This is a genomic window from Nocardiopsis halotolerans DSM 44410 (genome assembly GCF_000341065.1).
GTDB classification, from domain to species: Bacteria; Actinomycetota; Actinomycetes; order Streptosporangiales; family Streptosporangiaceae; genus Nocardiopsis; species Nocardiopsis halotolerans.
In genome coordinates, this window is the sequence record NZ_ANAX01000078.1 from 1 (window position 1) to 22,397 (window position 22,397).

At 71.4% G+C, this 22,397-nt stretch carries 16 protein-coding genes and 1 pseudogene (1 of these 17 running past the window's edge); 10 read left to right on the top strand and 7 right to left on the bottom strand.

Annotated elements, in window-relative coordinates; translation table 11 throughout:
• The coding region (locus tag D455_RS0106110; protein WP_017569873.1) for an AAA family ATPase at positions 1-2,144 on the top strand (2,144 nt) is incomplete at its 5' end.
• A gap of 47 nt (positions 2,145-2,191) precedes the next feature.
• Positions 2,192-2,626: a hypothetical protein gene (locus D455_RS0106115; protein WP_026122366.1), complete on the top strand. Its 435-nt coding sequence runs from the start codon at positions 2,192-2,194 to the stop codon at positions 2,624-2,626.
• Between the two features lie 126 nt (positions 2,627-2,752).
• Here the strand turns inward: D455_RS0106115 and D455_RS0106120 are convergent, their stop codons facing one another.
• Together D455_RS0106120 and D455_RS0106125 are read right to left on the bottom strand one after the other, a co-directional pair.
• Positions 2,753-3,652 (bottom strand): TIGR03621 family F420-dependent LLM class oxidoreductase, encoded by a 900-nt coding sequence (locus D455_RS0106120; protein ID WP_040684540.1) that lies wholly within the window; start codon positions 3,650-3,652, stop codon positions 2,753-2,755.
• A gap of 128 nt (positions 3,653-3,780) precedes the next feature.
• Entirely contained in the window at positions 3,781-5,979 is a 2,199-nt protein-coding gene (locus D455_RS0106125) for a cytochrome c oxidase assembly protein (RefSeq protein WP_026122367.1), read from the bottom strand.
• 421 nt (positions 5,980-6,400) lie between these two features.
• On the opposite strand from D455_RS0106125, the gene D455_RS0106130 reads away from it, so the two are divergent.
• The 6 genes from D455_RS0106130 (at position 6,401) to D455_RS0106155 (ending at position 13,040) form a co-directional block, all read left to right on the top strand.
• Positions 6,401-7,642, top strand: a complete 1,242-nt coding sequence (locus D455_RS0106130) for an amidohydrolase family protein (protein ID WP_026122368.1) — start codon at positions 6,401-6,403, stop codon at positions 7,640-7,642.
• Between the two features lie 157 nt (positions 7,643-7,799).
• On the top strand, positions 7,800-8,921 hold the full coding sequence (ald, locus tag D455_RS0106135) for an alanine dehydrogenase (RefSeq protein WP_017569878.1): 1,122 nt from the start codon (positions 7,800-7,802) through the stop codon (positions 8,919-8,921).
• Between the two features lie 640 nt (positions 8,922-9,561).
• Positions 9,562-10,662 carry a S1 family peptidase gene (locus D455_RS33670; RefSeq protein WP_206539246.1) on the top strand — a complete coding sequence of 367 codons (1,101 nt, stop codon included), beginning with the start codon at positions 9,562-9,564 and terminating at the stop codon, positions 10,660-10,662.
• Positions 10,649-11,077 (top strand): hypothetical protein, encoded by a 429-nt coding sequence (locus tag D455_RS0106145; protein WP_152487008.1) that lies wholly within the window; start codon positions 10,649-10,651, stop codon positions 11,075-11,077. The genes D455_RS33670 and D455_RS0106145 overlap by 14 nt, the downstream gene beginning before the upstream one ends.
• A 220-nt stretch (positions 11,078-11,297) precedes the next feature.
• Positions 11,298-12,452: an enolase C-terminal domain-like protein gene (locus tag D455_RS0106150; protein WP_017569881.1), complete on the top strand. Its 1,155-nt coding sequence runs from the start codon at positions 11,298-11,300 to the stop codon at positions 12,450-12,452.
• Between the two features lie 132 nt (positions 12,453-12,584).
• Positions 12,585-13,040 carry a MaoC family dehydratase gene (locus D455_RS0106155; RefSeq protein ID WP_017569882.1) on the top strand — a complete coding sequence of 152 codons (456 nt, stop codon included), beginning with the start codon at positions 12,585-12,587 and terminating at the stop codon, positions 13,038-13,040.
• 52 nt (positions 13,041-13,092) lie between these two features.
• Here the strand turns inward: D455_RS0106155 and D455_RS0106160 are convergent, their stop codons facing one another.
• The 3 genes from D455_RS0106160 to D455_RS0106170 form a co-directional block, all read right to left on the bottom strand.
• Complete coding sequence (locus D455_RS0106160) at positions 13,093-14,748, bottom strand: glycosyltransferase family 2 protein (protein ID WP_017569883.1); 1,656 nt, start codon at positions 14,746-14,748, stop codon at positions 13,093-13,095.
• Positions 14,745-16,757 (bottom strand): glycosyltransferase family protein, encoded by a 2,013-nt coding sequence (locus D455_RS0106165; protein WP_017569884.1) that lies wholly within the window; start codon positions 16,755-16,757, stop codon positions 14,745-14,747. The genes D455_RS0106160 and D455_RS0106165 overlap by 4 nt, the downstream gene beginning before the upstream one ends.
• A gap of 173 nt (positions 16,758-16,930) precedes the next feature.
• Entirely contained in the window at positions 16,931-17,968 is a 1,038-nt protein-coding gene (locus D455_RS0106170; protein WP_017569885.1) for a class I SAM-dependent methyltransferase, read from the bottom strand.
• A gap of 820 nt (positions 17,969-18,788) precedes the next feature.
• Between D455_RS0106170 and D455_RS0106175 the strand changes: the two genes are divergently transcribed.
• The gene (locus D455_RS0106175; protein WP_017569886.1) at positions 18,789-19,403 is read left to right on the top strand and encodes a superoxide dismutase; all 615 of its coding nucleotides are present in this window, start codon (positions 18,789-18,791) and stop codon (positions 19,401-19,403) included.
• A 269-nt stretch (positions 19,404-19,672) separates the two neighbouring features.
• Here the strand turns inward: D455_RS0106175 and D455_RS0106180 are convergent, their stop codons facing one another.
• Positions 19,673-21,148, bottom strand: coding sequence for an aminotransferase-like domain-containing protein (locus D455_RS0106180; protein WP_017569887.1), 1,476 nt, complete (start codon positions 21,146-21,148; stop codon positions 19,673-19,675).
• Between the two features lie 118 nt (positions 21,149-21,266).
• On the opposite strand from D455_RS0106180, the gene D455_RS0106185 reads away from it, so the two are divergent.
• Positions 21,267-21,752 (top strand): DUF3291 domain-containing protein, encoded by a 486-nt coding sequence (locus D455_RS0106185; protein WP_026122369.1) that lies wholly within the window; start codon positions 21,267-21,269, stop codon positions 21,750-21,752.
• Here D455_RS0106185 and bioD read toward each other — a convergent pair.
• A pseudogene (gene bioD / locus D455_RS29410) lies at positions 21,718-22,397 on the bottom strand (dethiobiotin synthase); it runs 69 nt beyond the window's last position. The gene D455_RS0106185 and the pseudogene bioD sit on opposite strands and share 35 nt — an antisense overlap.

The following is a 22,397-nucleotide window of genomic DNA, read 5'->3' on the forward strand; positions in this document are numbered from 1 at the left end:
AGCTGGACGAGCACACCGCGTGGCGGGCGGGGATCGACGGCCAGCTCGACGCGGCCGAGCGCGCCGAGTCGGTGCTGCCGTTCCTGCGCGCCCGCGACAACCGACGCGTCGAACTGGACAAGGCCGAACTGGCCGTCACCGACCACCTGGAACTGGTCGGCGGCCTGCTCGACACCTCCGCCCTGGTCACCCCCGAGCCCGGTGGTCTCGACCAGCGGGACCGGCCACAGGAGGTGCTGCTCGCCGCCGAACGGGAACGCCGGGACGAGCTGGCCCGTCTGGACGCGCTGCGCGCGGACGCCGAGCGTCTCCGGACCCTGCACCGGGAGGTCACCGGACTGGACCGGCGGATCGCCACCTGCCGCGCCGACGCCGAGGAGGTCCGTGAACGCGTCGCCGCCCTGCCACCCCGGATGGACACGCTCACCGGGGAGCTCCGGCGCGCCCGTGAACAGGCGGGTCTGGTCGACGCCGCCCAGGTCGCGCTGGACACCGCCGAGCGCCGCCGCGAGGCCGCACGGGAGTACGTCCGGCTCGACGGGGAACTGGACTTGGCCGAGGAGCGGCGCCGCGCCGCGGTCGACGCCGCCCAGGCCGCACGCGACCGCGCCCAGGAGTTGCACGAACGGCGGATCAACCACATGGCCGCCGAACTGGCCGGCGAACTGGCCGACGGCGAACCGTGCGCGGTGTGCGGTTCACCGGAGCATCCCGCCCCCGCCCGGCCCACGGCCGAGGGACTGGTGTCCGCCGACGAGGAGCGGGCCGCCCGGACCGCCGCCGACACGGCCGTCACCCGCCGTACCGAGTCCGAGAACGCGGCGACGGCCCTGCGAGAGCGCCGCACGGCCGTCGGGGAGCGGGCCGAGGGGCGCACCGTGGAGTCCGCGGACGAGGAGGTCGCCTCCCGCGCCCGCGAGCTGTCCGAGGCCCGCGCCGCCGCCCGCGAGACGCACCGCTTGGAGGAGGGCCTGGCCCAGCTGACCGAGGAACTGGAGCGCGCCCGTGTCCGTGAGGGCGAACTGGCCCGTGAGGAGGCCGAACTGGTCGCCCGTCGGGCCGAGTGCGCCAAGGAGCACGGAAGGCTGACCGCGCTGCTGGACCGGGCGCGCGGGGACGATCCGGGGTTGGACGAGCGGTTCGCCAGGCTGGGCGGCGAGGCCGACCTGCTGCGCGCCGCGGCCGAGGCCGCCGTCACCCGCGACCGCGCGGCCGAGGAACTGCGCGCCGCCGTCGCCGAGGCCGAGCTGCACCGGGCCGACGCCGGGTTCGCCGACGAGGCCGGGGTGTGGGAGGCCGCCCTGGAGGAGGGGCGCAGGCGCGCGCTGCGCGAGCGTGCGCGGTCCCACGACGACGCGCTGGCCACCGTGAGGGCCGCACTGGCCGATCCGGAGCTGGTCGCGGCGGGGGAACGGCCCGCCCCGGACCTGGAGGCGCTGGCCGACGGGGAACGGCTCGCCTCGGACGCCGCCGACCGCGCGGTGGCCTGGCGGAGCATGCTGGAGGAGCGGGCGCGTCGGCTCACCGCCCTGCGCGGGGAGCTCGTCCAGCGGTTGACGGACTGCGAACCGGCGCTGCGCCGCTACACGGTGGCCGAGGGCCTGCGCGGCCTGGCGGCGGGGACCTCCCCCGACAACACCGACCACGTGCGTCTGTCCGCGTACGTGCTGGCCTCGCGCCTGGAACGGGTGGTGGCCGCCGCCAACGACCGGCTGGTGACGATGTCGGACGGCCGGTACGAGCTGCGGTACACGGTGGACAAGGCCGCCGGGGACGGGCGCGCGCGTTCGGCCGGTGGTCTGGGCATGCGGGTGGTCGACGCCTGGACGGGTGTGGAGCGCGACCCGGCCACGCTCTCGGGCGGGGAGACGTTCTTCAGCTCGCTGGCGTTGGCGCTGGGTCTGGGCGACGTGGCCAGCGCGGAGGCGGGCGGCGCCGACATCGACACGCTGTTCGTGGACGAGGGGTTCGGCACCCTGGACGAGGACACCCTGGAGGAGGTGCTGGACGTGCTGGACCGGCTGCGGGACGGTGGCCGCGCCGTCGGTGTGGTGAGTCACGTCGCCGACCTGCGGCAACGCGTGTCCACCCGGTTGAGGGTGGTCAAGAGCGCGTCGGGTTCGCGGGTGGAGCACGTGGGCTGACCGCGCACGCCCGCCCCGGATCCGGCCACCCCAGGGGCGGTGCGACAATGACATGCGTGAATTCGCTGGTCAACATCGCCGTGTTCGGAATCGTGGGCGCCATCATGATGGCGGCCCTCCTCGGTCTACTCCTCGTGCTCTCCGGGAGTTCGCGCGGGGCCTCGCCCCGGTCGCGGACGGCGTTCGGGGTCGCCTCCGTGGTACTGCTGGTGGCGCTTCCCACGCTGACCGCGGTCGCCACGCTGGCTGGCGGAGCGGGTTTCTGGGCGGCGTTCGCCACCGCCACCTGTGTCGTGGCCCTCATGTGCGCCGTGAACGTGGTGATGCTGCCCGCGGTGGCGCGCCGCCAGTCCTCGGGGGGCGGCCAGTCCGCGCTGTCCTCGTTCCGCCTGTCCCTGCCGGTCCTGGCCGTCCTCCTCCTGGTCTGCGTGGTCCTGGGACTGCTGGGCTCGTCCGTGGCCGCCCTCATCGCCCCCGCCTAGTCGCCCTGCCCCGACCCGAACGGGGCGAACCGGCGAACCCTTCCGCTCGCCGCGCCAGACCCCGTTCCGCGCGGAGCGTGCCCGTCGGGGTGGCGGGCGGGCGAGGCGCGGGCCCCGGGGAAACCGTCAGACGTCTCCCTCGGCGGCCCGGACCAGGGGGATCACCTCGGCCAGGGCGTCCCGGTAGGGCGCCTGTGTCACCACGTGGCTGAACCCGTACCTGTCACGGCGCTCCAGGAGGGTGTCCGCGATGCCCTGCGGGGTGCCCATCAACAGGTACGGGTTCTCCCACAGAGGTTCCTCCTCGGAGAACGTTCCGGGCCCCGCCTGCTCCAGGATCCGCGCGGCGGTCGCCTCCACGTCGTCGGTGACCGCCACCATCTGGATGAGCACGCTCGACTCGTACCCGCGCCCGGCGGCCCGTTCCCGGACCAGTTCCACCCGCCGGAGGGTCTCGGCCGAGTCCGCCACGGAGAACTCCCCCAGCCTGCGGCGCCGCCGCTGTGTGAGCCCGCTGAAACCCACGGTGTCGGCCCGTTCGGCGGCCATGGTCAGGGTCGCGGGCCCGTGTCCTCCGATCAGCAGCGGTGGCCGGGGGCGCTGCACCGGCTGGGGTTCCTGGCCGCCCTCGGCCAGCCTCCGGTCGAGTTCGTCCAGGGACGCGGCCAGGTTCGCGGTGCGCTCGGCGTGCGGCAGCCAGGGGATACCGGCGTCGTCGAACTCCGACTTCATGTGGCCCGAACCCAGACCCAGCTCGAAGCGTCCCCCCGACACCTGGTCGAGGGTGGCGACCTCTCTCGCCAGCAGCGCGGGGTTCCAGAACTCGTTGTTGAGCACGTAGGTGCCCAGTCGCAGGCGGCTGGTGGTCGCCGCGGCCGTGGCCAACCGGACGAACGGCGAGGCCGCCCCCAGGTGGTCGGCGGCGAGCAGGACGTCGAAGCCCTGCTCCTCGACGGTGCGGCAGACGTCGGCCCAGTCCCCGGGCTCCTCCGTGAGCATGTTGGTCCCGAAGCGGAATCTCCTCATACCGACGAGCCAACATCACCGCGTGCCCCGACGCCAGCGGCTCACGCCCTCAGAGCGTCACTTCCGCTCCTGGGCGAACGCCCGCGACGACGACGGGGGCGCACCGATCGGTGCGCCCCCGGTCCGGATCAGCCGCCGCTCCTGGCGGCGGTGTCCGGGTCGTCGTCCTCCGCCTCCGTGTCCGGCGCGCTCTCCCCAGGGTCCTCGCCGGTCTCCTCGCCGGTCCGCGGGGGCGCCTCCGCGGTCACCGTGCCCGTGGCCTGCCCCCGCGAGCGGCGGTCGAGTTCGGCCAGGTAGGCGTTGTAGGCGTCCATGTCGGCGTCGTCGGAGCCGCCGCGGCGGCTGTGCCGTTCCCGGCGGCGTTCCTGCTTCTCGTCGTCGCGCGACCACTGCCGGACCAGCGCGATCATGACCAGCGCGGTCGGGATCTCGCCCAGCGCCCAGGCCACGCCGCCGCCCTTGTACTGGTCCTCGGCCTGTCCCTCCAGCCACGGAATGTCGAACTGGCCGTAGTAGTCCATGGCCAGCGGCGCCGACTGCATCATGATCGTGATGCCGAAGAAGGCGTGGAAGCCCATCACCACCAGCAGCAGGAGGATGCGCAGCAGGAAGGGCACCTTCCTCGGTGCCGGGTCCACGCCCACGATGATCCAGTAGAAGAGGAAGCCCGCCAGGAGGAAGTGCACGCTCATGAACATGTGACCGAGGTGGTCGTTCATCAGCGTGGAGAACAGCGGGGTGAAGTACACCGCGTAGGGACCGAGCACGAACAGCGGGGCGGCGACCGCCGGATGCGTGACCACCTTGGAGAAGCGGCTGTTCAGGAACAGGTTCAGCCATTCCCGCGGCCCCCGGTCCCCGCGCCGCGCGGCGGGCCTGAGCGAACGCAGCGCCAGGGTGATCGGCGCGCCCAGCACCAGCAGGATCGGTGTGAGCATCGACAGCACCATGTGCTGGATCATGTGCGTGGAGAAGACCACCTTGGAGTAGGTGGCGAACCCGCTGAGCTGCATGGCGACGAGCGTCAGCAGCCCCGCCGCGAAGGCCACCGTGCGCCCGACGGGCCAGGAGTCGCCTCTGCGCAGCAGCCGGGCCACGGCGGCCGCGTAGAGTCCTCCGCCGCCCACCACGAGGACGATGAAGAACAGGTCGGGGCGCCACAGGGTGAGCAGCGTCCCGACGCTCATGGGCGGCGGGATGGGGAAGCCGAGGATGGCGGTGGCCGGTTCCACGGTGCTCTCCAGCGGCGGGGGCGGCGCGGTGCGCCCCAGACCGACGGACACACCGATGACGGCGGCCATGATGAGCACCTCGGCCACGGCCGCGCGCAGGAACAGCGGACGCCGGAACACGTCGCCCGCGGGCCCCTCCGGCGCGTCGTCCAGACGCCTGAAGACGAACTCGCGGTGCATGTAGCCGAACGCGCCCAGGACCGCGAACAGGATGACCTTGACCAGGATGATCAGCCCGTACTCGGTGGTGAGCAGGTCGCCGAGCGAGTACAGGCGGGCCAGCGCGCTGGCCGCGCCGCTGACGGCCACGCCGACGTAGGCCCACAGGGCCAGGCGGCTGAACCGGTTGGCCGCCACCGACGGGTCCTGCGCGCCCCGCCGCATCGCGTGGTAGGTGAGGGCGGCCAGACCGCCCACCCACACGCTGATGGACATGACGTGCAGGGCCAGGCCGGTCACGGCCAGTTCGTGCGCGCCGGAGGAGGCCGAGTGGCCGGTCAGCCCGGGCGGTGTGGTCGCGGCCAGGGCGAGGACGAGCAGCCACAGGGCGCCGGTGGCGGTGGTGGTCGTGCGGCCGAACAGGGCGATACCGGTCGTGAGCAGGACGACGAACATCAGCGCGATGCCGCCCGCGATCGATCCGGCGTAGGCCGTGACCTCGTCCACGCTGACCTGGCCGATCTGCCTGGCCAGGAACTCCGCGGCCTGGAAGTACAGGGTGAACACGGCCGCCACCGCCCAGACCAGGGCCGCCCAGGTGGCCGCGCGCACGTAGGAGGTCGCCTGCGGTGAGAGCGCGCCCTTGTGGGAGGGCAGCAGGACGGCCGCGAGCAGGAGCAGGCCGATGGCCACGACCGCGGAGGCGTCCATGGCGACCTTGGACAGCGGCAGGCCCCAGCGGACCGCCTCACCGGCGTCCGGCAGTCCGGGGATGACCTCGGGGAAGGCGGCACCGCCGAGGATCAGGGTGAGGCTCAGGGCGATCAGGCACAGAGCGCCCATGCCCACGGCGAGGAGCGGGAAGCGCCCCGTGCCCGGGGCGTCGTCATGGTGTTCCTGGAGGGGGGATCTCGGGTTCTGTGCGGGAGGAGCCACGTGCCACTCCGTCGTGATGTCGTTCAACTGGCTGGTCAGCGCCCTTGGCCGTGCGACCGCCCGACCGCCGTCCGGTCCTTTCCGGCAGGGGTCACGCACGGAGGAACACCTCGGTCAAGGTTAGTCGTTTACTACACAGTGTCGGACTTGGGCGGCCGTGATAACCCCCGCAAAGGCCCCCTTCACTCCGCGTGACCGGCAGCGGACCGCCGCGGCACCCCCTCCGCCTCTCCCCAGGGGCACGAACCCCGGAGCGGATCTCGCGTTCTCCCCTTGCGGAAGGGCGCTTCGCGATACGCTCGGGGCCCGGTCACGACGACGGCCCACCCCACCCTCGGCGTTCGACTCCCCTCTCGCGCCACGGTCCCCGTGGCACCTTCCAGCACACCCTCCCGTCGCGAGCGCAGTGAAGGGGACGGCGATAACCGTGTACGACAGTGTGGTCAGATCCCTCAGCGTGGTCACCCCGGAGGGGGTCCGACCCGCCTCCGTCGGGGTGCGCGACGGCCGGATCGAGGCCGTGGGCGACCACGGCGCGAACATGCCCGCGCGCGAGGTGACCGACCTCGGCGACGTGGCGCTCCTCCCCGGCGCGGTGGACGTCGGTACCGGCGTGCACGTGCCGGGGAGGGGCCTGGACGAGGCCTACCGCTCGGCGGGCACGTCCGCCCTGCGCGGCGGGGTGACCTGCCTGGTGGCCTCCCCCGCCCCGGCCCGGCCCGCCCTCACCCACGCGGACGCCCTCGGGGCGCACCGGCGCGCGGCGGCGCTCTCCCCCGTTCCGGTGCTGTTCCTGGGCGGGGTGACCGGAGGAACCGGACCGCTGGACCTGGCCGATCTCCAGGTGGCGGGCGCGGTGGCGTTCCACTGCTCGCTCTCGGACGGTGGCGCCCCGGACATGGCGGCGCTGGGCGACGCCCAGTTGCGCAAGGTGATGGCCGAGCTGGCGGCTCTGGACAGCGTGCTGCTGGTCCACGCCGAGGACGCCCGTGAGCTGGGGACGCCGCCGGTGTCCGCGGAGCACCGGCCGCCCCGGGCGGAGCGGCGCGGGATGGAACGGGTGATCGCGGCGGCCCGTTCGGTGGGAACGCGTACGCACGTGGGCCCGTTCACGGCGGCCGAGTGCGCCGCGCTGCTGGCGGCGGCGGGATCGGTGGGGGTGGCGCTGTCCGCGCACACCTGCCCGCACTACCTGTGTCTGCCCTCCGAGACCCTGGCGGCGGAGTCGCCCGCGCACGCCTGTCGGCCGCCGCTGCGTTCGGACGCCAACCGCAGGGCGCTGTGGAACGCACTGCTGTCGGAGGGTTCGGCGATCACCACGATCGGGTCCGGGCACCTCCCGGCCCACGGCCTGTACACGCTGGAGTGGAGCCTGTCGGCGCTGTGGACGGCGGCGCGCCGGCGCGGCCGGGGGCTGACCGACCTCGCGCGCTGGACGGCGCTCGCCCCGGCCGGGCTGATGGGGCTGGGGGGCAGGGGCCGGATCGCCGCGGGGTACGACGCCGACCTGGTCGCCTTCGACTCCGACGCGCGGGTGACGGTCCCCGCGGCGGACCGGAGCCCCTACGCGGGCAGGGAGCTCACGGGCCGTGTGGAGCGGGTGTGGGTCGCGGGACGCGTGGCCGACGGCGGAGCGGGGGACGACGCGCTCCCCGGGGGTTGAACCCACGCACCACGGGAACGTACACGTGTCCTACGCCACACAATGGCGTTACATCCTGTCAACAAGATCCTCGACAGTCATGCATGTTGCCGATGGCGTCGGGGTGCCTCCGCGGTTCACAGTGGGGGTATCAACGGAGATACCTGTAGGAGGAACCGTGCGCATCGGCGTACCCCGCGAGATCAAGAACCACGAGTACCGGGTGGCCATCACTCCGGCGGGGGTCCACGAACTGGTCAGCCGGGGCCACGAGGTGGTCGTCGAACACGACGCCGGCCTGGGCTCCTCCATCCCCAACGCGGAGTACGAGGCGGCGGGCGCCCGCATCCTGGAGACCGCCGACGAGGTGTGGGCCGCGGGCGAGCTCATCCTCAAGGTCAAGGAGCCGGTCCCGGCCGAGTACCACCGCATGCGCGAGGGGCAGACCCTCTTCACCTACCTGCACCTGGCCGCGTCACAGGAGTGCACCGACGCGCTGCTGAAGCAGCGTGTGACCGGTATCGCCTACGAGACCGTGCAGCTGCCGGACGGCTCGCTGCCGCTGCTGGCCCCGATGTCGGAGGTCGCGGGCCGCCTGGCCCCGCAGATGGGCGCGGTGACCCTCCAGCGGCCCAGCGGCGGTCGCGGCGTCCTCATGGGCGGGGTACCGGGTGTGCGCCCGGCGCGGGTGACCGTGATCGGCGCGGGCGTCTCCGGCCTGAACGCGACGCAGATCGCGGTGGGCATGGGCGCCGAGGTGACCGTGCTGGACCTGAACGTGAACAAGCTGCGGCACGTGGACTCCCTCTACCAGGGCCGGGTCAAGACCGTGGTGTCCAACGCCTTCGAGCTGGAGCTGTCGGTGCTGGAGTCGGACATGGTGATCGGCGCGGTGCTGGTGCCCGGGGCCAAGGCGCCCAAGCTCGTCTCGAACGAGCTGGTGTCGCGGATGCGGCCGGGCGCGGTGCTGGTGGACATCGCGATCGACCAGGGCGGCTGCTTCGAGGACTCGCGTCCCACCACGCACGCCGACCCCACCTTCCACGTGCACGACACGGTGTTCTACTGCGTGGCGAACATGCCGGGCGCGGTGCCCAACACCTCCACTCACGCGCTGACCAAGGACACGCTGCGGTACGTGGTGGCGCTGGCGGAGAAGGGCTGGCAGCGGGCCCTGCGTGAGGACGAGGCGCTGGCGGGCGGCCTGAACACGTTCGACGGGAACGTGGTGTACGAGCCGGTCGCCGAGGCCCACGGGCTCAAGCACCGCCCGCTGGACGAGGTGCTGGCCCACGGCTAAGGAGAATCCGTGTGGGGGGTCGGTCGCGCGCGACCGACCCCCCACGTCGTACCGGGGACCGCGGACCCGAGGCTCCAAGACTCCGAGACCGACGCGGCGACGACGGGCGTGAGGGAAAGCAGGGGCATCGACCGCATTGACGGACCCCGCTGACCTTGTGTGACGCGCAACGCCGCGAACCTGCCACCCAACGTTCAACACGAACCACCGCAACACCCGAGCCAGGTCCACTCCAGGGATCACTCGGATTCATGTAGTTTTCATGTTTAACCGACAATGTAATCATATACACAGGCACGCCAAGAGCAAGCCCTGATTTCAGGTACGAAATAATGAAAAAATATTCCCATCAGACTTCATGATTCATGAAGTTCTGTTCATGTGCGCAGGTGGAACGCGTTCACCCTCAACTCCACCCTGGTGCCAAATTTATCTAGAAATGTCATACTTTTCCTGATACGGTCTCAGCGACATCTCCCCCATCAGCAAAGGGACCACTTTGCACTCCCCCACTAGAAATCTGTGCGTTCTCGCTGCGTCCGTCTCCCTTATGATCACCGGACCCACCCCTGCCGCATACGCAGAGACAGAGCGGACCGGTCCACTCTCCCCAGAACCCACATCAACTGTCGAGTTCGATATGACATCGGGGCAAGAAATCGTCACCATTTCCACTGATGAGGTGGGTCGAGCAGAAGAACTTGGCAATGCGGACGCTGCTCCCTATGCCGCTGAACACGGCATATCCCTAGAGGAGGCAGCTGAGAGACTACAGGCTCAGGAGGTGATCGGCCTGAGCCTAGACGGTCTCTCCCGAAGCCTCGGCGAAGACGATGCCGGGGCCTATATCGAGCACGAACCCAAATTCCGTGTCGTGATTGGCACCGCAGGCGACGCAAAGGACGTGGAACTGCCGGAGACCCTGTCCGGCCTCGACGTGCCCGTCGAGATCATCGAGCGCGAGCACAGCCTCGCCGAGATACGGCGAGATCGAGAAGCGATCGAAGCGGCCCTGGAGTCCGAAGGAGTGGATTTCGATTCCTACGGAAACGTGGTCGACAACAACGCTGTGATCGAGGTCACTGACGAATCCGCCTTCGAAGAGCTCACTGAAGAGGCCACTTCTCTCTCCCGTGGTAACTCGCCCACAGTCGTCGTCCACAGAGTTGACGAACTGGCGCAGACCGAGGCCGGTGGGCTGGCACTGACCACATGCACAGCGGGTTTCGTCGTGGTTCGCAACGGAACCAGACTGCTGTCCACTGCGGCCCATTGCCCCAATAACCAGAGCCTGACCACATCAGGGATCAGACTTAACTACGTGACTGGGACCCTGCGCAATTCATACGATGTTCAGATCCACTCCGCTCCGGGTGTGAATCTGCGCAACCGTATCTACGTTGGGAGCGGCAGCAGCACTCACTACCGCGACATCACCTCCCGGCGCTCGCGTGCCGGCATCTCCATCGGCGACTACGTGTGCAAGCACGGTAAGACCACGGGGTACGACTGCTCTTACGTAACGACAAAAACGGCCAGCACAAGCGCGATCCCATCGTCGTATCCGACACTAATTGGGGTGCGGTCGCACATTACCGACGGAGGTGACAGCGGTGGCCCCTGGTTCAACGGGAATACTGCTATCGGCATCCATCACGGGTGGGTGGGTTCCATGTCCGTGTTCATGTCAGTGAGTTATCTGGGCGGTGCGACAGGTGGAGCGTCGATTGTCACGAGCTGACCGTGGGAGGACCCGGACCAAGGCGTTCGCGGTCGCCGTCGCGATGCCCATCCTCGTTCTGGGCTGCTCCGGTTCGGCGGGCGGGTTGGCGGTCCTCTCCACCGGTGCCGACGCCGACGAGGGCCACGGTGAGGCACAGCTGACCGGGACCCTGTCGGGAACGGTCTCCGACGGGCTGGCCTGCTTCTCCGTCACATCCGACGACGGCCGCGAGTATCTGGTCTCCTGGCCTGAGGGGTACTCCGCCCTGGAAAGCCCTCTGCGACTGCTCGACGAAAGTGGCGTCACCGTGGCCATCGACGGCGACAGCGTCGTACTCGTGGGTGGCGTGGGCTCCGACGAGGAGTCCGACATCACGTGCGGTGACATCAGCGCGCCCGAGTGGCGCGCTGGCGGAGTCGTCTCGTCCGGGTGAGCGCGGCCGGGGCCGTTGTGCGTGAGGGCACGTCGGCCCCGGCTGGCATATGAGCGTTGGCCACGGCTTGACACCGGCCGGGAACCGGGCTGGCCAGGTGGCGCGGACCGCACCGTTCGGGGTGGTCGCGCAGGTCGGCCGGGGGTACCGTCGAGGGGAAAGCCCGCGCGCCCGGCCCCGTGGCCGGGCGCGGGAGGACGAGTACCGAGGTGGGGACAGCGTGGCACACACCGGCTCGGCGACCGTGACCCGGATCGTCGAACTCGAGCTGATCCGGCTGCGGCCCCCGGCTGGCGGCCGCGGCGCCGACGGCCCCGTCCTGGTCCGGGTGGCCGACGGTGAGGGTGTCAGCGGCTGGGGTGAGCTGCCCCGGGCCACCGGGGCCCAGTGGGACGCCCTGACCTCGTCCTTCGCGCCCGCCCTGCTGCACCACTCCTGGTGGCGTCCAACCGAGGCGGGCGAGGCCTGGGCCGATCTGCCCTGGGATCCGGCCGTGGTCGGCGCCCTGGACACCGCCTGTTGGGACCTGTGGAGCCGCCAGCGCGGCACCCCGCTCTCGCACGCCCTGGGCGGGGAGCGCACCGCGCTCACCGCCGGGGTGACCCTGCCCCTCCAGGCGGCCGTGGAGTCGGTGGCCGTCGAGGTGAACCGTCAGGTGGGGGCGGGATTCAAACGGATCAGGCTGGAGATCGCGCCGGGCCGGGACCTCGACGTGGTGCGCGCGGTGCAGACCAGTTTCCCGTTCCTGGCCCTCCAGGTGGACGCGGGCGGCCGTTACACCGAGTCCCCCGCGGACCTGGACGCGTTGCGCGCCCTGGACGGGCTCGGGCTGCTGGCCGTCGAGGACCCCTTCGCCCCCGACGACCTCGCCGCGCACACGCGTCTGGCCTCGGAACTGCGCACCCCGGTGGCGCTGGGCCGGTCGCTGGATTCGGTGGAGGACCTCACCGAGGCGATCCGCGCCGAGGCCGGGGGCGCGCTGAACGTGGACCCGACCCGGTTGGGCGGCCTGACGGCGGCCCGCCGGGCGGTGGACCGCGCCGTGGACGCGGGTTGGCGGGTGTGGTGCGGCTCGTCGGCGACGACGGGGGTCGGCCGTGCCGCCACGGTCGCGCTGGCGTCCCTGTCGGGGGCGACCCTGCCGGTGGAGACGCCGGGGGCCGGCCACCGCGGCCGCGACCTGGTGCTCCCGCCCGTGCGCGCGCACGACGGGCTGGTGCCCGTCCCGCTGACCGAGAGCGGTCTGGGACACGGGGTGGACCGCGGGGCGGTGGCCGCGCGTACCGCGCGGACCGTGGTGGTGGACGCCGACGGCACACGGGAGGTCCGCGCCGAACCCGGACCCGCCCGAAGGGCCCGGGCCCGACGCCGCTGACCGGCGCTGTTCCACCTTCCCTGCCTTCTCCGCGCGTGGTCGGGACGCGCGCCTCCCCTAACCGAACAGCGTTAGGTAGAGTGGCGGCACCGTCCGGCCCCCGACTCCGGACCCGACGACCGTGGAGGCGTGGTGCGCGTATTCGCCGACATCCCCGAGGTTCTCGCCGCCCAGGGTGAGCACCTGGGCTACACCGACTGGGTGACCATCGACCAGGAACGGATCTCCCTCTTCGCCGACGCGACGGAGGACCACCAGTGGATCCACACCGAACCGGAGAGGGCCGCCGCGGGTCCCTTCGGCGGCACCATCGCGCACGGGTTCCTCACCCTGTCGATGCTGGCCCACTTCTCCCAGTCCCTGATCTCGGTGACGAAGAAGCCGAGCATGTCCATCAACTACGGGCTCAACAAGGTGCGTTTCCTCCAGCCGGTCGTCTCCGGCTCGCGCATCCGTGACGGCGTCGAGCTCAGCTCGGTCCAGGAGACCCCCAAGGGCTACCTGGTCACCACGACGCACACCGTGGAGATCGAGGGCCAGGAGCGCCCCGCCCTGGTCGCCGAGTCGCTCGGGCTCTGGGTGCCCTGAGGGCCCGAGTGCTCTGGGGAACGTGGCCCCGGCCGGGCCGGGGCCACGGGGTTCAGCGCGCGAGCTTGCGCAGCACCTTGCGGGTCAGTCCGGGGGTGAACCAGCGCAGCTTGCGCTCGGCCCGCTTGGCCCGTGCCCGCATCCGCTCCACCTCAGCGAGCGCGCGGTCAAGCTTGCGCCGCAGCTCCTCGGGGTCCTCCGGCTTGTTCCGGGCCTCCTCCGCCGAGGTCACGAAGTCTGTTCCCGGCATCCAGTGGGTGCCGTAGACCTCCTCCACCCCGCGATCCAGTTCCTCTGGCGCGGCCTCCGGCCACAGGCGACGGGCCCGGGCGAAGGCGGCGATCCGCTCCAGACGCAGGACACCGTCCCCCCGGGTGGCCCCGGGTACGGGCGCGCACAGCAGCCCCGCCTTCTTCTTGTTGGCCGTGTTGACCAGGTCGGCGACGGCCTTTTTCCGCAGCGCCGGTCCGGCGGGCACACGCAGGTGGAAGGTCACGCGCGGATCATGCTCGGGCGCGGCCTCCACCAGGCGCACACGCGGATCCCCTCGGAAGGTCTCCTTCACCAGACGCAGGTCGAGCCGATCCTCGTCCAGTGGGGAACGCCGCCCGTCGTGGAGTTCGCTCCAGGAACCGACCAGCCACAGACGGAGGTCGGGGGTGGTCCCGGACAGCAACGCCGAGGCGGTGGTGTCCACCTCCTCCAGGGTGGCGCCGTCCACGTCCATCACCGCGTCGACCAGCGGCACCTCCCACACGCGATCAGGGTGCCTGCGGCGCCGGTGGAAGTCGGGCACACGATTGGACACGTACGGAAAACGGTAGCGGGTGCCCGCGTCACGGCGGGTCTGCATCTGGGTACGCCCCAGGTGCCAGCTGCTGGTGTCCAGGTCGGGGATGAACAGGGCGCCCTGCTGGGAGACGCGGTAGGCGAACTCGGTGTCGCCGCCCAGGACCAGCTCCCCGTCCAGACCGCCCGCGGCGTCGAACAGGGTGCGGTGCAGGGAGCCGGTGGCACCGATGAACACCTTGTAGGCCATGCGGTCGGCGGACCGCAGTCCGTCGTGGTTGTCGATCGTCTGCTCCACCCAGTGCGGGTCGGCACCGTCGCGGTCGAACAACCCGGCGGCGCGCCCTTCACGGACCTCGGCGGCCACGTACTCGGGAGTCATGGCTTCGGGGTCGAAGTCCACGAACAGTTTGTGGCCCAGCGCGACCCCGTAATCGACCAGGTGGTGCCAGCGCATCTGCGACTCGACGTGGTCACGGTAGACGAGCATGTCGGAGTCCAGGCGCAGGATGACCTGTCCGGAGGAGACGGCGACACCGCTGTTCACGGCGTGCGCCGAACCCCAGCCGCCGGGGGCGGAGGTGATCAGTCGGGTGTTCTCCGGGCGGATCGGAGGCAGGGTGAGCGGTTCGGGAGAGCCGTCGTCCACCACGATCACCTCCGTCAGGTGCGCCGGATAGCTCTGCACGGACAGGGCGGCCAGGGCGAGCGCGAGCTTGTCGGGATGCCCGTGGGCGGGGATGACCACCGACACCGACAACGTCGGCGTCCACTCACCCGTCGCGGGCGGCTGGAGCACCGAGTAGTCGTTGCGCCGCGCACGGGGCTGGTCGCTGTAGTCAGTCTCCGCGCGCGGCAGGACGGGTGTGGACGCGTTGCCGTCGGGGACCGGTTCCGGAGTCGTGTCAAGCGTGGTCAACGGATCTCCCCCGTGTACTCGGTGGCGGGCTGGCCGAGAGGTGAGGGCTCGCCCTCGACAAGGGCGCTCGGACGCCAGCCGAACCATTGTTGTGTGTGGTTGTGCAGGAAGAAGGCCATGTCCTCGGACCAGGTGTGCCCGCCTCCGGTGCGGCGGAGCACGTACCCGAGTCCGTGGGCGCGGTAGATGCGTCCACCGGTTCGGATGACGGCGATGAGGAGCTGGGTGTCGATGGCACGGGGCAACGGTCGAAAGCCCCCGACCTCCTCCAGCACCACCCGGTCGGTGAGGATGGTGCCCCCGGCGATGAACCGGCTGGCGGCTTCGGACTTGCGGTTACGCCAGACGGTCAGATCGACCTCCTGGAGGTAAACGAAGTCCTGGCCGACGCCGACGAGGTCGGCGCCGGAGTAGGTGCGTGCCAACAACAGGTCGGCGAGGTGTTCGGGGCCGTACCAGTCGTCGTCGTCCCATTTGGAGATCAGATCACCGGAGGCACGGGCGACACTGTCGTTGAGCACCGACCCGAAGATCTGGTCCGCATCGGCCTCGTGCACGATCAGCGGCAGTCCGGTATCCCTGAACGCGGCGACCGCGGAGCGAACCTCGGGCAGGGAGGCCGAGAAGCCGTGCAGGGTGAGCACGACCTCCAGGTCCACGCCGCGCTGCCGGGCGATCTGGGCGAGCGCGAACCCGACCATCTCGGGGCGGCGCGTGCACAGGATGACGGAGACCCGGGGCTCGCGAGGCAGGGGGACCCCGGCTTCAGCGCCCAGGGCCCGCCACCGGGAACGCTGACCGTGAGCGCGCAGGGCGGCTCGGCGCAGGCGGACGCTGTACTCCTCACGACGCAGTTGGTCGTTCAGGTCCTCCTCGGTGGCGCCAGCGAGCAGGTCCGTGAGCGGTGTGCCCAGGCTCGACGCCCAAGCGGGCACCTGTCCGCTGAGCAGGGGCACACCCCCGGCCGCCAAGGAGGCGATGGCACGCACGGCTGCGCTCGGTCCGGTGTGCCCCGACCAGTCCACCCGTACACCGCGCAGGTGTCGCAGGCGGGCCAGGTCGACACCGGTGACCGTCCCATCCGACCGCACCGTCACCAGATCCTTGTTCCCTTCCCGCACGACGGCGTGTCCGCCGTGGGTGGTCAGGTCGGCCAGGGGACCGTTCTCGACCCTGGTGAACCCGATGGGGTTGACGGTGAACTCGTCGATGGGGGCGACCGCATGAACGGTGTTCGGCACCTCCCCACCACCCTGTGCGAGCCCGTCCGGCCCGGCGATCCGTTCCCAGGAGTCGGCGCTGGTGGTGGCACGGTCCAGGACCGGGACGACCGGTTCGGTCCACTCGGGCCGTGCGGCGTCGCCGGACACGCGTAGCGCCAGGTCTCCGACCGGAGTCACCCGGCGCAGCGGGACGGGCCCGGAGGACTCCACCCCACGCGCCCTGGTGTCACCGGGCCGCCACAGGGAGGCTTCCGAGCCGTTCAGGACTGCCAGTGGAGCGGTCGCGGGCCCCCGGCGGCGGCCCCGGGTACTGTGCACGATGGTGTCAAGGACCTGCGAGGTCTCCACCCCGTTGGGGAAGAACAGTTCACACACCCAGCCGCTGCGGTCCGCACGGCGCACCCGCATCTCCTGGAGATCACGCCACTGACCCATACCCGGCGAGGCCGGGAGTGGGGGTTCCTGGTGACCGGGGGTGGCGACCAGGGCGACGAGGACGTGCACGGCCCGGGGCAGGTGCGTGGAGACGGTCAGGGCACGGTACAGGTCCGTGGGCGTTGCGGCCAGGACCGCGACGAGTCCGATCTCCGCTTCGTCGTCCCTGATCCAGGCGCCCGAAACCTCCACAGGGCTGCCGAGAGGATGGGTGTCCAGGTCCAGGATGAGGTCGGTGGGTCGTAACGGCAGTCCGGCCAGCGTGGAGCGGGTGTCGGCGCCCGTGTGGCACAGCAGGGCGGCCTCGGTGCCGCGGGCACGCAGGAGGTGCCGCAATGCGGTGGTGATCATCAGGTGACCTCGGGTGTGTCGGTCGGACTCGGGCCCGTCGGGTGGTGCTGTGGGACAGTGCGGGGGATGGTGGTTCGCTGGAGTGCTCCGGCCCCGGATGATCTTGTATTCATAACGAGGTTCGACCGTCGGGACTCGCTATGAGTACAAGATCGCGTCGAAGAAGGCGGGCGTCACCGCGTGAAGACGTGGGCGCCCTTCTCGGCGGCCTCCTCGGTGCGCTGGAGTTCGGGGTGCTCGGCGAGCCAGCGGTCGCCGATGGCGCGCTCGTCCCGGCGCGCGGCGTCGTCCAGGACGATGACGACGTCCTCGGCGCAGCGCGGCAGCAGGGTGGGCACGGCCGGGTAGCGGGCCTGGAGGCCGGTGGCCTTGGGCGGGCCGTCGACGAACAGCAGGCCGATGCCCTTCAGGTCGGCGAAGACCGAGGGGTCGTACCAGCGGTCCGCGGTGGGAAGCTCCTCCCCCTGAACGGTGACCGTGGTGACGGGGGTCTCGACCAGCGGGGCGTGCCGGACCTCGACGACGTCGTCGAGCCCGTGCGCGGCCACCAGGTCGCGGCTGAGTTCGGCGTAGCGCGCGTCGTGCTCGACGGCGACGAGTCTGCCGCCGCCCGCCCGGCGCAGGGCGTAGCCGATCCAGACGCTGGAGGCGCCGCTGCCGCACTCCACCACCAGGTCGGGGCGCAGCCGGTCGATGTGGCGGACCAGGAGCCTGAGCACGTCGGGGGAGGCGGCCCAGCCGCGCAGGGGCGGCATGAAGGCGGCGGTGTCGAGGTGGTCGCGCAGCTCGGTCCAGGCGACCTGCTGCTCGTAGTCGTCACGGCCCTGGACGGCGACCGCGTTCCTGATGTCGCGGCCCATCCTCGGCAGTGTCTCCTTCTGGAGGTGGACGACGCGTTCGCGGACGTCGTCCAGGGCGCGGGTGGTCTCCATGCGGTCGCGGCCGAGCGTCTCGGTGACGCGGCGGCTGTGGGTGTCCATCGCCGTGGTCACGCTCCTGGAGAGGGCGCCCACCCTGCGGTACAGGAGGAGTGTGCCCAGCCCGAGCACGCCCACCGCGGCGGCCAGCAGGCCGAGGAAGGTGAGGGCGAGCACGTCCGTCCAGCCGACCAGCCCCGCGATCCCCAGCGCGGTGGGCACGCAGAGCACGGCGACGCCGACCACCGCACCGGTGACCAGGAGCGGACGGAGACGACTGCGAAGCGACCGCATGGGCGGATACCTCCACGGGAGTTTCGGACACGGCTCCGCGGTGCGCGGGCCGCGGGGGGACAGGAGGGGAAGAACGGGTTTTCCCGGTACTGAGCTGCTGCTTCGCCCGGCGTTTCGGGAGCGGTGACGGCGATCCGCTCAGACACTTTCGACCTTAGCCCTTCGGGGAAATAACGGGCCCCCCGGAGGGGAAATCGAAACCGGGAGTACATGTAATTCGCCATCTGTTCACCCTCGCATCACGGTTTCCTCATGTGTGCGCATCCGGTGTTTTCCTGAAGTGTCGGGAGACTCACCGCCACCCCCGGGTGACCTCCTGCGGAGCACGTCCGACAGCGGTCACGTCGGCCAGAGCGGCGCACCGGACACGGGAACGGCGGAGACGCCGGGGAGGGAGCGGACTTCCGCCGACGGAGCGCGCGGGGCGCGGCACCCGAGGGATGGCGAATCATCCCATTCTCCTCCGCGAATTCGGTGACCTTCAGGCGAACACCGTACGACTTTCTCGCGACATTCGTCGCCCCGGGTCCGTCCGAGCAGGGTTCTCTCCGGAGAACGATGATTGGAGGAGGGCGGACGGGGCAGTGCTGGGAGGGTGGCGGCACGTCCCCCGGGCACCGCCCGCGCACCCGCGGCGACGCGGACCGCGCGGTCGGTGCGCGACGGCCCACGGGGTGGCTCCGCGTGCCCGGTTTATTCCCGGGCCGGAGTGTAAACAGCCTGACATCGGGCGACCGGCCGCCTGACTGATAGCTTGCTGCCTAGCGATGCCATCGCTGGTGAACACGACGAATCGCGTCATTGGAAAGGTGCGTCAGAGATGTCTGCGCCGTACTCGCTTCCCGAACTGCCCTACGACTACGCGGCCCTGGAGCCGTGGATCTCCGGCCAGATCATGGAGCTGCACCACGACAAGCACCACGCGACCTACGTCGCCGGTGCCAACACGGCTCTGGAGAAGATGGCGGAGGCCCGGGAGACCGGCGACTTCGGCACCATCCCGATGCTGGAGAAGAACCTGGCCTTCAACCTGGGCGGCCACGTCAACCACTCCATCTTCTGGAACAACCTCTCCCCGGAGGGTGGTGACAAGCCCGAGGGCGAGCTGGGTGCCGCCATCGACGACCAGTTCGGCTCCTTCGACGCCTTCCGCGCGCACTTCACCTCCGTGGCCACCACCATCCAGGGCTCCGGATGGGCGATCCTGGCCTGGGACGCCCTCGGCCAGCGCCTGATCATCGAGCAGCTCTACGACCAGCAGGGCAACACCGCCCTCAGCTCCGTTCCGCTGCTGATGCTGGACATGTGGGAGCACGCCTTCTACCTCCAGTACAAGAACGTGAAGGCCGAGTACGCCAAGGCCTTCTGGAACGTCGTCAACTGGGCCGACGTCCAGGAGCGCTTCAGCAACGCCCGCGGGGTCAAGATCGGCTGACGTCGGGGTCTCCCGTCCGGCGCACCGCCGGACATGGCGGAGGGCGGCACCACCGGTGGTGCCGCCCTCGCGCGTGTCGGGACCCTCCGGGACCCGCGTCCCGAACCGGCCTCAGCCCCAGGGGGGTTGTTCGGGCGCCCACGGGGTTCTGGAGGGGCTGGAGGCGAGACCGCGAGGAACGAGCCGTCTCACCGGAGGCGCCGAAGGTTCCCGTTCTTCGGACGCCCGAACACGGGCCGAAGCGAAGCGGAGGCCCGGAGAAAACGGGTTCAGACCACGAGGCGGACCGGGTCGTCGGCGACCGGGCCGTACCGGTGGAGTTCGCGCCAGGCCCGGGCCAGCCGCCAGACCAGCTCCTCCCGGGTGGCGCGGTCGTAGGCGAAGGGCAGCCGGAAGTACTCCGAGTACCGCTCGTCGCCGGACGCCGACATGATGGAGCCGGGGACGAGCTCCACGTCGTGGCTGAGCGCCACCTGCACGTAGGAGCGGGCGTCCACCCCGGGCAGGCGCACCCACAGGGCCGCGCCACCGTCGGGGCGCCGCCACTCCCAGGAGGGCAGGGCCTCACCCAGCAGCGTCTCCATGTGGTCGAGCGCCTCGCGCAGCTGCCCGGAACGCAGCCGGGCCAGGCCGTCGTAGCGCTCCAGGAGACGCACGGTCACCGCCTGGTCGAACAGGGGGCTGGCCAGGTCGGCGAGGACCTTGCGGCGGCTCAGGCGCAGGGCCATCTCGGCGGGCGCGCGCAGCCAGCCCAGCCGGAGACCGGCCCAGGCGACCTTGGACAGCGACTCCACGGTGATGACCTCGGCCCCTCGGGGGGCGAAGGCGGCCACCGGCGGGGGCTCGTCGGGGGCGCGGATCCCGGTGTAGGCGAAGTCCTCCAGCACGGGCACTCCGTGGCGCGCGGACAGCTCGCCCAGCTCGCGGCGGCGTGCCGCGGACATCATCCGCCCGGTGGGGTTGTGGTACGAGGGCATCGCGTAGATCAGGTGGGGCGCGTGCTCGGTGACGGCCCGGCGCACGGCGTTGGCGTCCATGCCCCGTTCGTCGAGGGGGACGGGGAGGAAGTGGGCGCCCTGGTCACGCATCAGGTCCAGGCAGCCCGCGAAGCTGGGATCCTCGACCACGACCGGTGAACCCCTGCGCAGGTAGAGCTGGGAGACCAGGTTGACGGCCTGGTGCGCGCCGGTGGTGACCACGATCTGCTCGGAGGTGGTGGGCAGGCCCCGGTCGGTGTAGTGGTCGGCGACGGCCTGGCGCAGCGCGGGCAGGCCGCGCGGATGGTAGGAGCCCTCGGCCATGAGCACGGGCAGGTCCTCGGCGACGACCTCGCGGATGGCCTCCTCCACCGGAGGGAGCGCGGAGGTGGACAGGCACGCGGTCGAGATGAGGTCCTCGTCCCGGTGGAAGAGGTTGCGGTACATGGGGTTGCCGTTGCCGTCGGCGGTCCAGCCGTCCGAGCGTACGGGCGCGACCCGGCTGCTGACGCGGGTGCCGCTGCCCTGACGGCTGTCGAGGATGTCCTCCGAACGCAGGGAGTCGTAGGCGGAGACGACGGTGGTGCGGCTGATCCTGAGGGCGGTGGCCAGGACGCGCTCGGACGGCAGGCGCTCACCGGGGGTGAGGGTGCCCTGGTCGACGAGTGCGCGCAGGGTGTCGGCCAGGCGCCGGTAGAGGGGGCCGCCGCCCCGGGACCAGGTTCCGAGGAGGTCCGCGAGTTCGGCGGCGCTCCGAGAAGAGTCCATTTTCCCCTCCATTGGATCTATTGGGTTTCGCAACCGCCTTCCATACTGGCAGTCCAAGGGAGATACCACCAGAGCCAAGGTGGACCCTTCAATCACAGTCCATTTCTTGGGAGTGACCATGCCGTTCCTGGCCCAGCGTCCCCGCGTCTCCGTCCGCCCCTCCCTCCGTCACCTCGGGAGGCGCCGCGGCGGCACCGACCGGGGAGTAGGCGGCGGTTGGCCGGTCCTGGTGGAGGCGCGTACGGTCCGGGGAGACCGGCGTCTCCTCGGAGAGTTCGCCGCCGCGCTGCAGGAGCGCGCGCGGAGCGACCCCGGTCACCTGGAGGAGGTCCACTTCTCCGACGAGGGGGACCGGATACGCCTCGTCGCGCTCTGGCGGTCACCGGTGGACCTGCGGTCCTTCGTCGAGGAGGCACACCGGGACGTGTCGGCCTTCCGTGCGCGCGGCGGTGCCTTCCCCGAGGTGGAGCGCACCCTGTGGTGGTCCACGGCCGGGACCCCGGTGTCCTGGGAGGAGGCGGAGGAACGCACCGCCCGGCTGCGCGAGCGCGGGCCGGGCCTGCGGGCGTTCACCCTGGCCGCACCGGTTCCTCCCCCGGCCTGAGCACGGGATCGCCGGCCCGCCGGGTCCCGCCGAGGCGGGGCGCCAGGGACCGGCGGGCCACGGCGGCGAACGCCCGGGGGTCCAGCGCCCCGCTGCCCTCGGGGACCACGCCCGCCAGGGGGCCCGCTCCCATGGTGGGCAGGTCGGCGAGGTTGCAGCGCATGGCCAGGTCCGGGCGGTCCGGCCAGGAGCCCACCACCACACCGGCCGGGGACAGGCCTCGTGTGCGCAGCGCCTCGGCGGTCAGCGCGGTGGCGTTCAGCGTGCCGAGGTCGGGACTGGCCACCACCAGCACCGGCGCGGACAGCAGCACCGCGACGTCGGCCAGGGTCTGGCCCTCGGCGTTCAACCGCACCAGCAGGCCGCCCGCGCCCTCCACCAACACCAGGTCGTGGGAGCCCGCCAGGCGCCACACGGCGTCGGCGACCTCCTCGGCGCGCACGGGGGGCGCCCCGCACCGGACGGCGGCCGTGGCGGGGGCCAGCGGTTCGGGGTAGCGGGTCAGCTCCGCCGTCGTCGCACCGGGGACCAGCCGTGCCACGGTGTCCGCGTCGCCGGGTTCACCGGGTCCGACACCGGTCTGTGCCGGTTTGAGTACGGCCACCCGCCGCCCCTCCGCGAGCGCCAGAGCGGCCACCGCGGCCG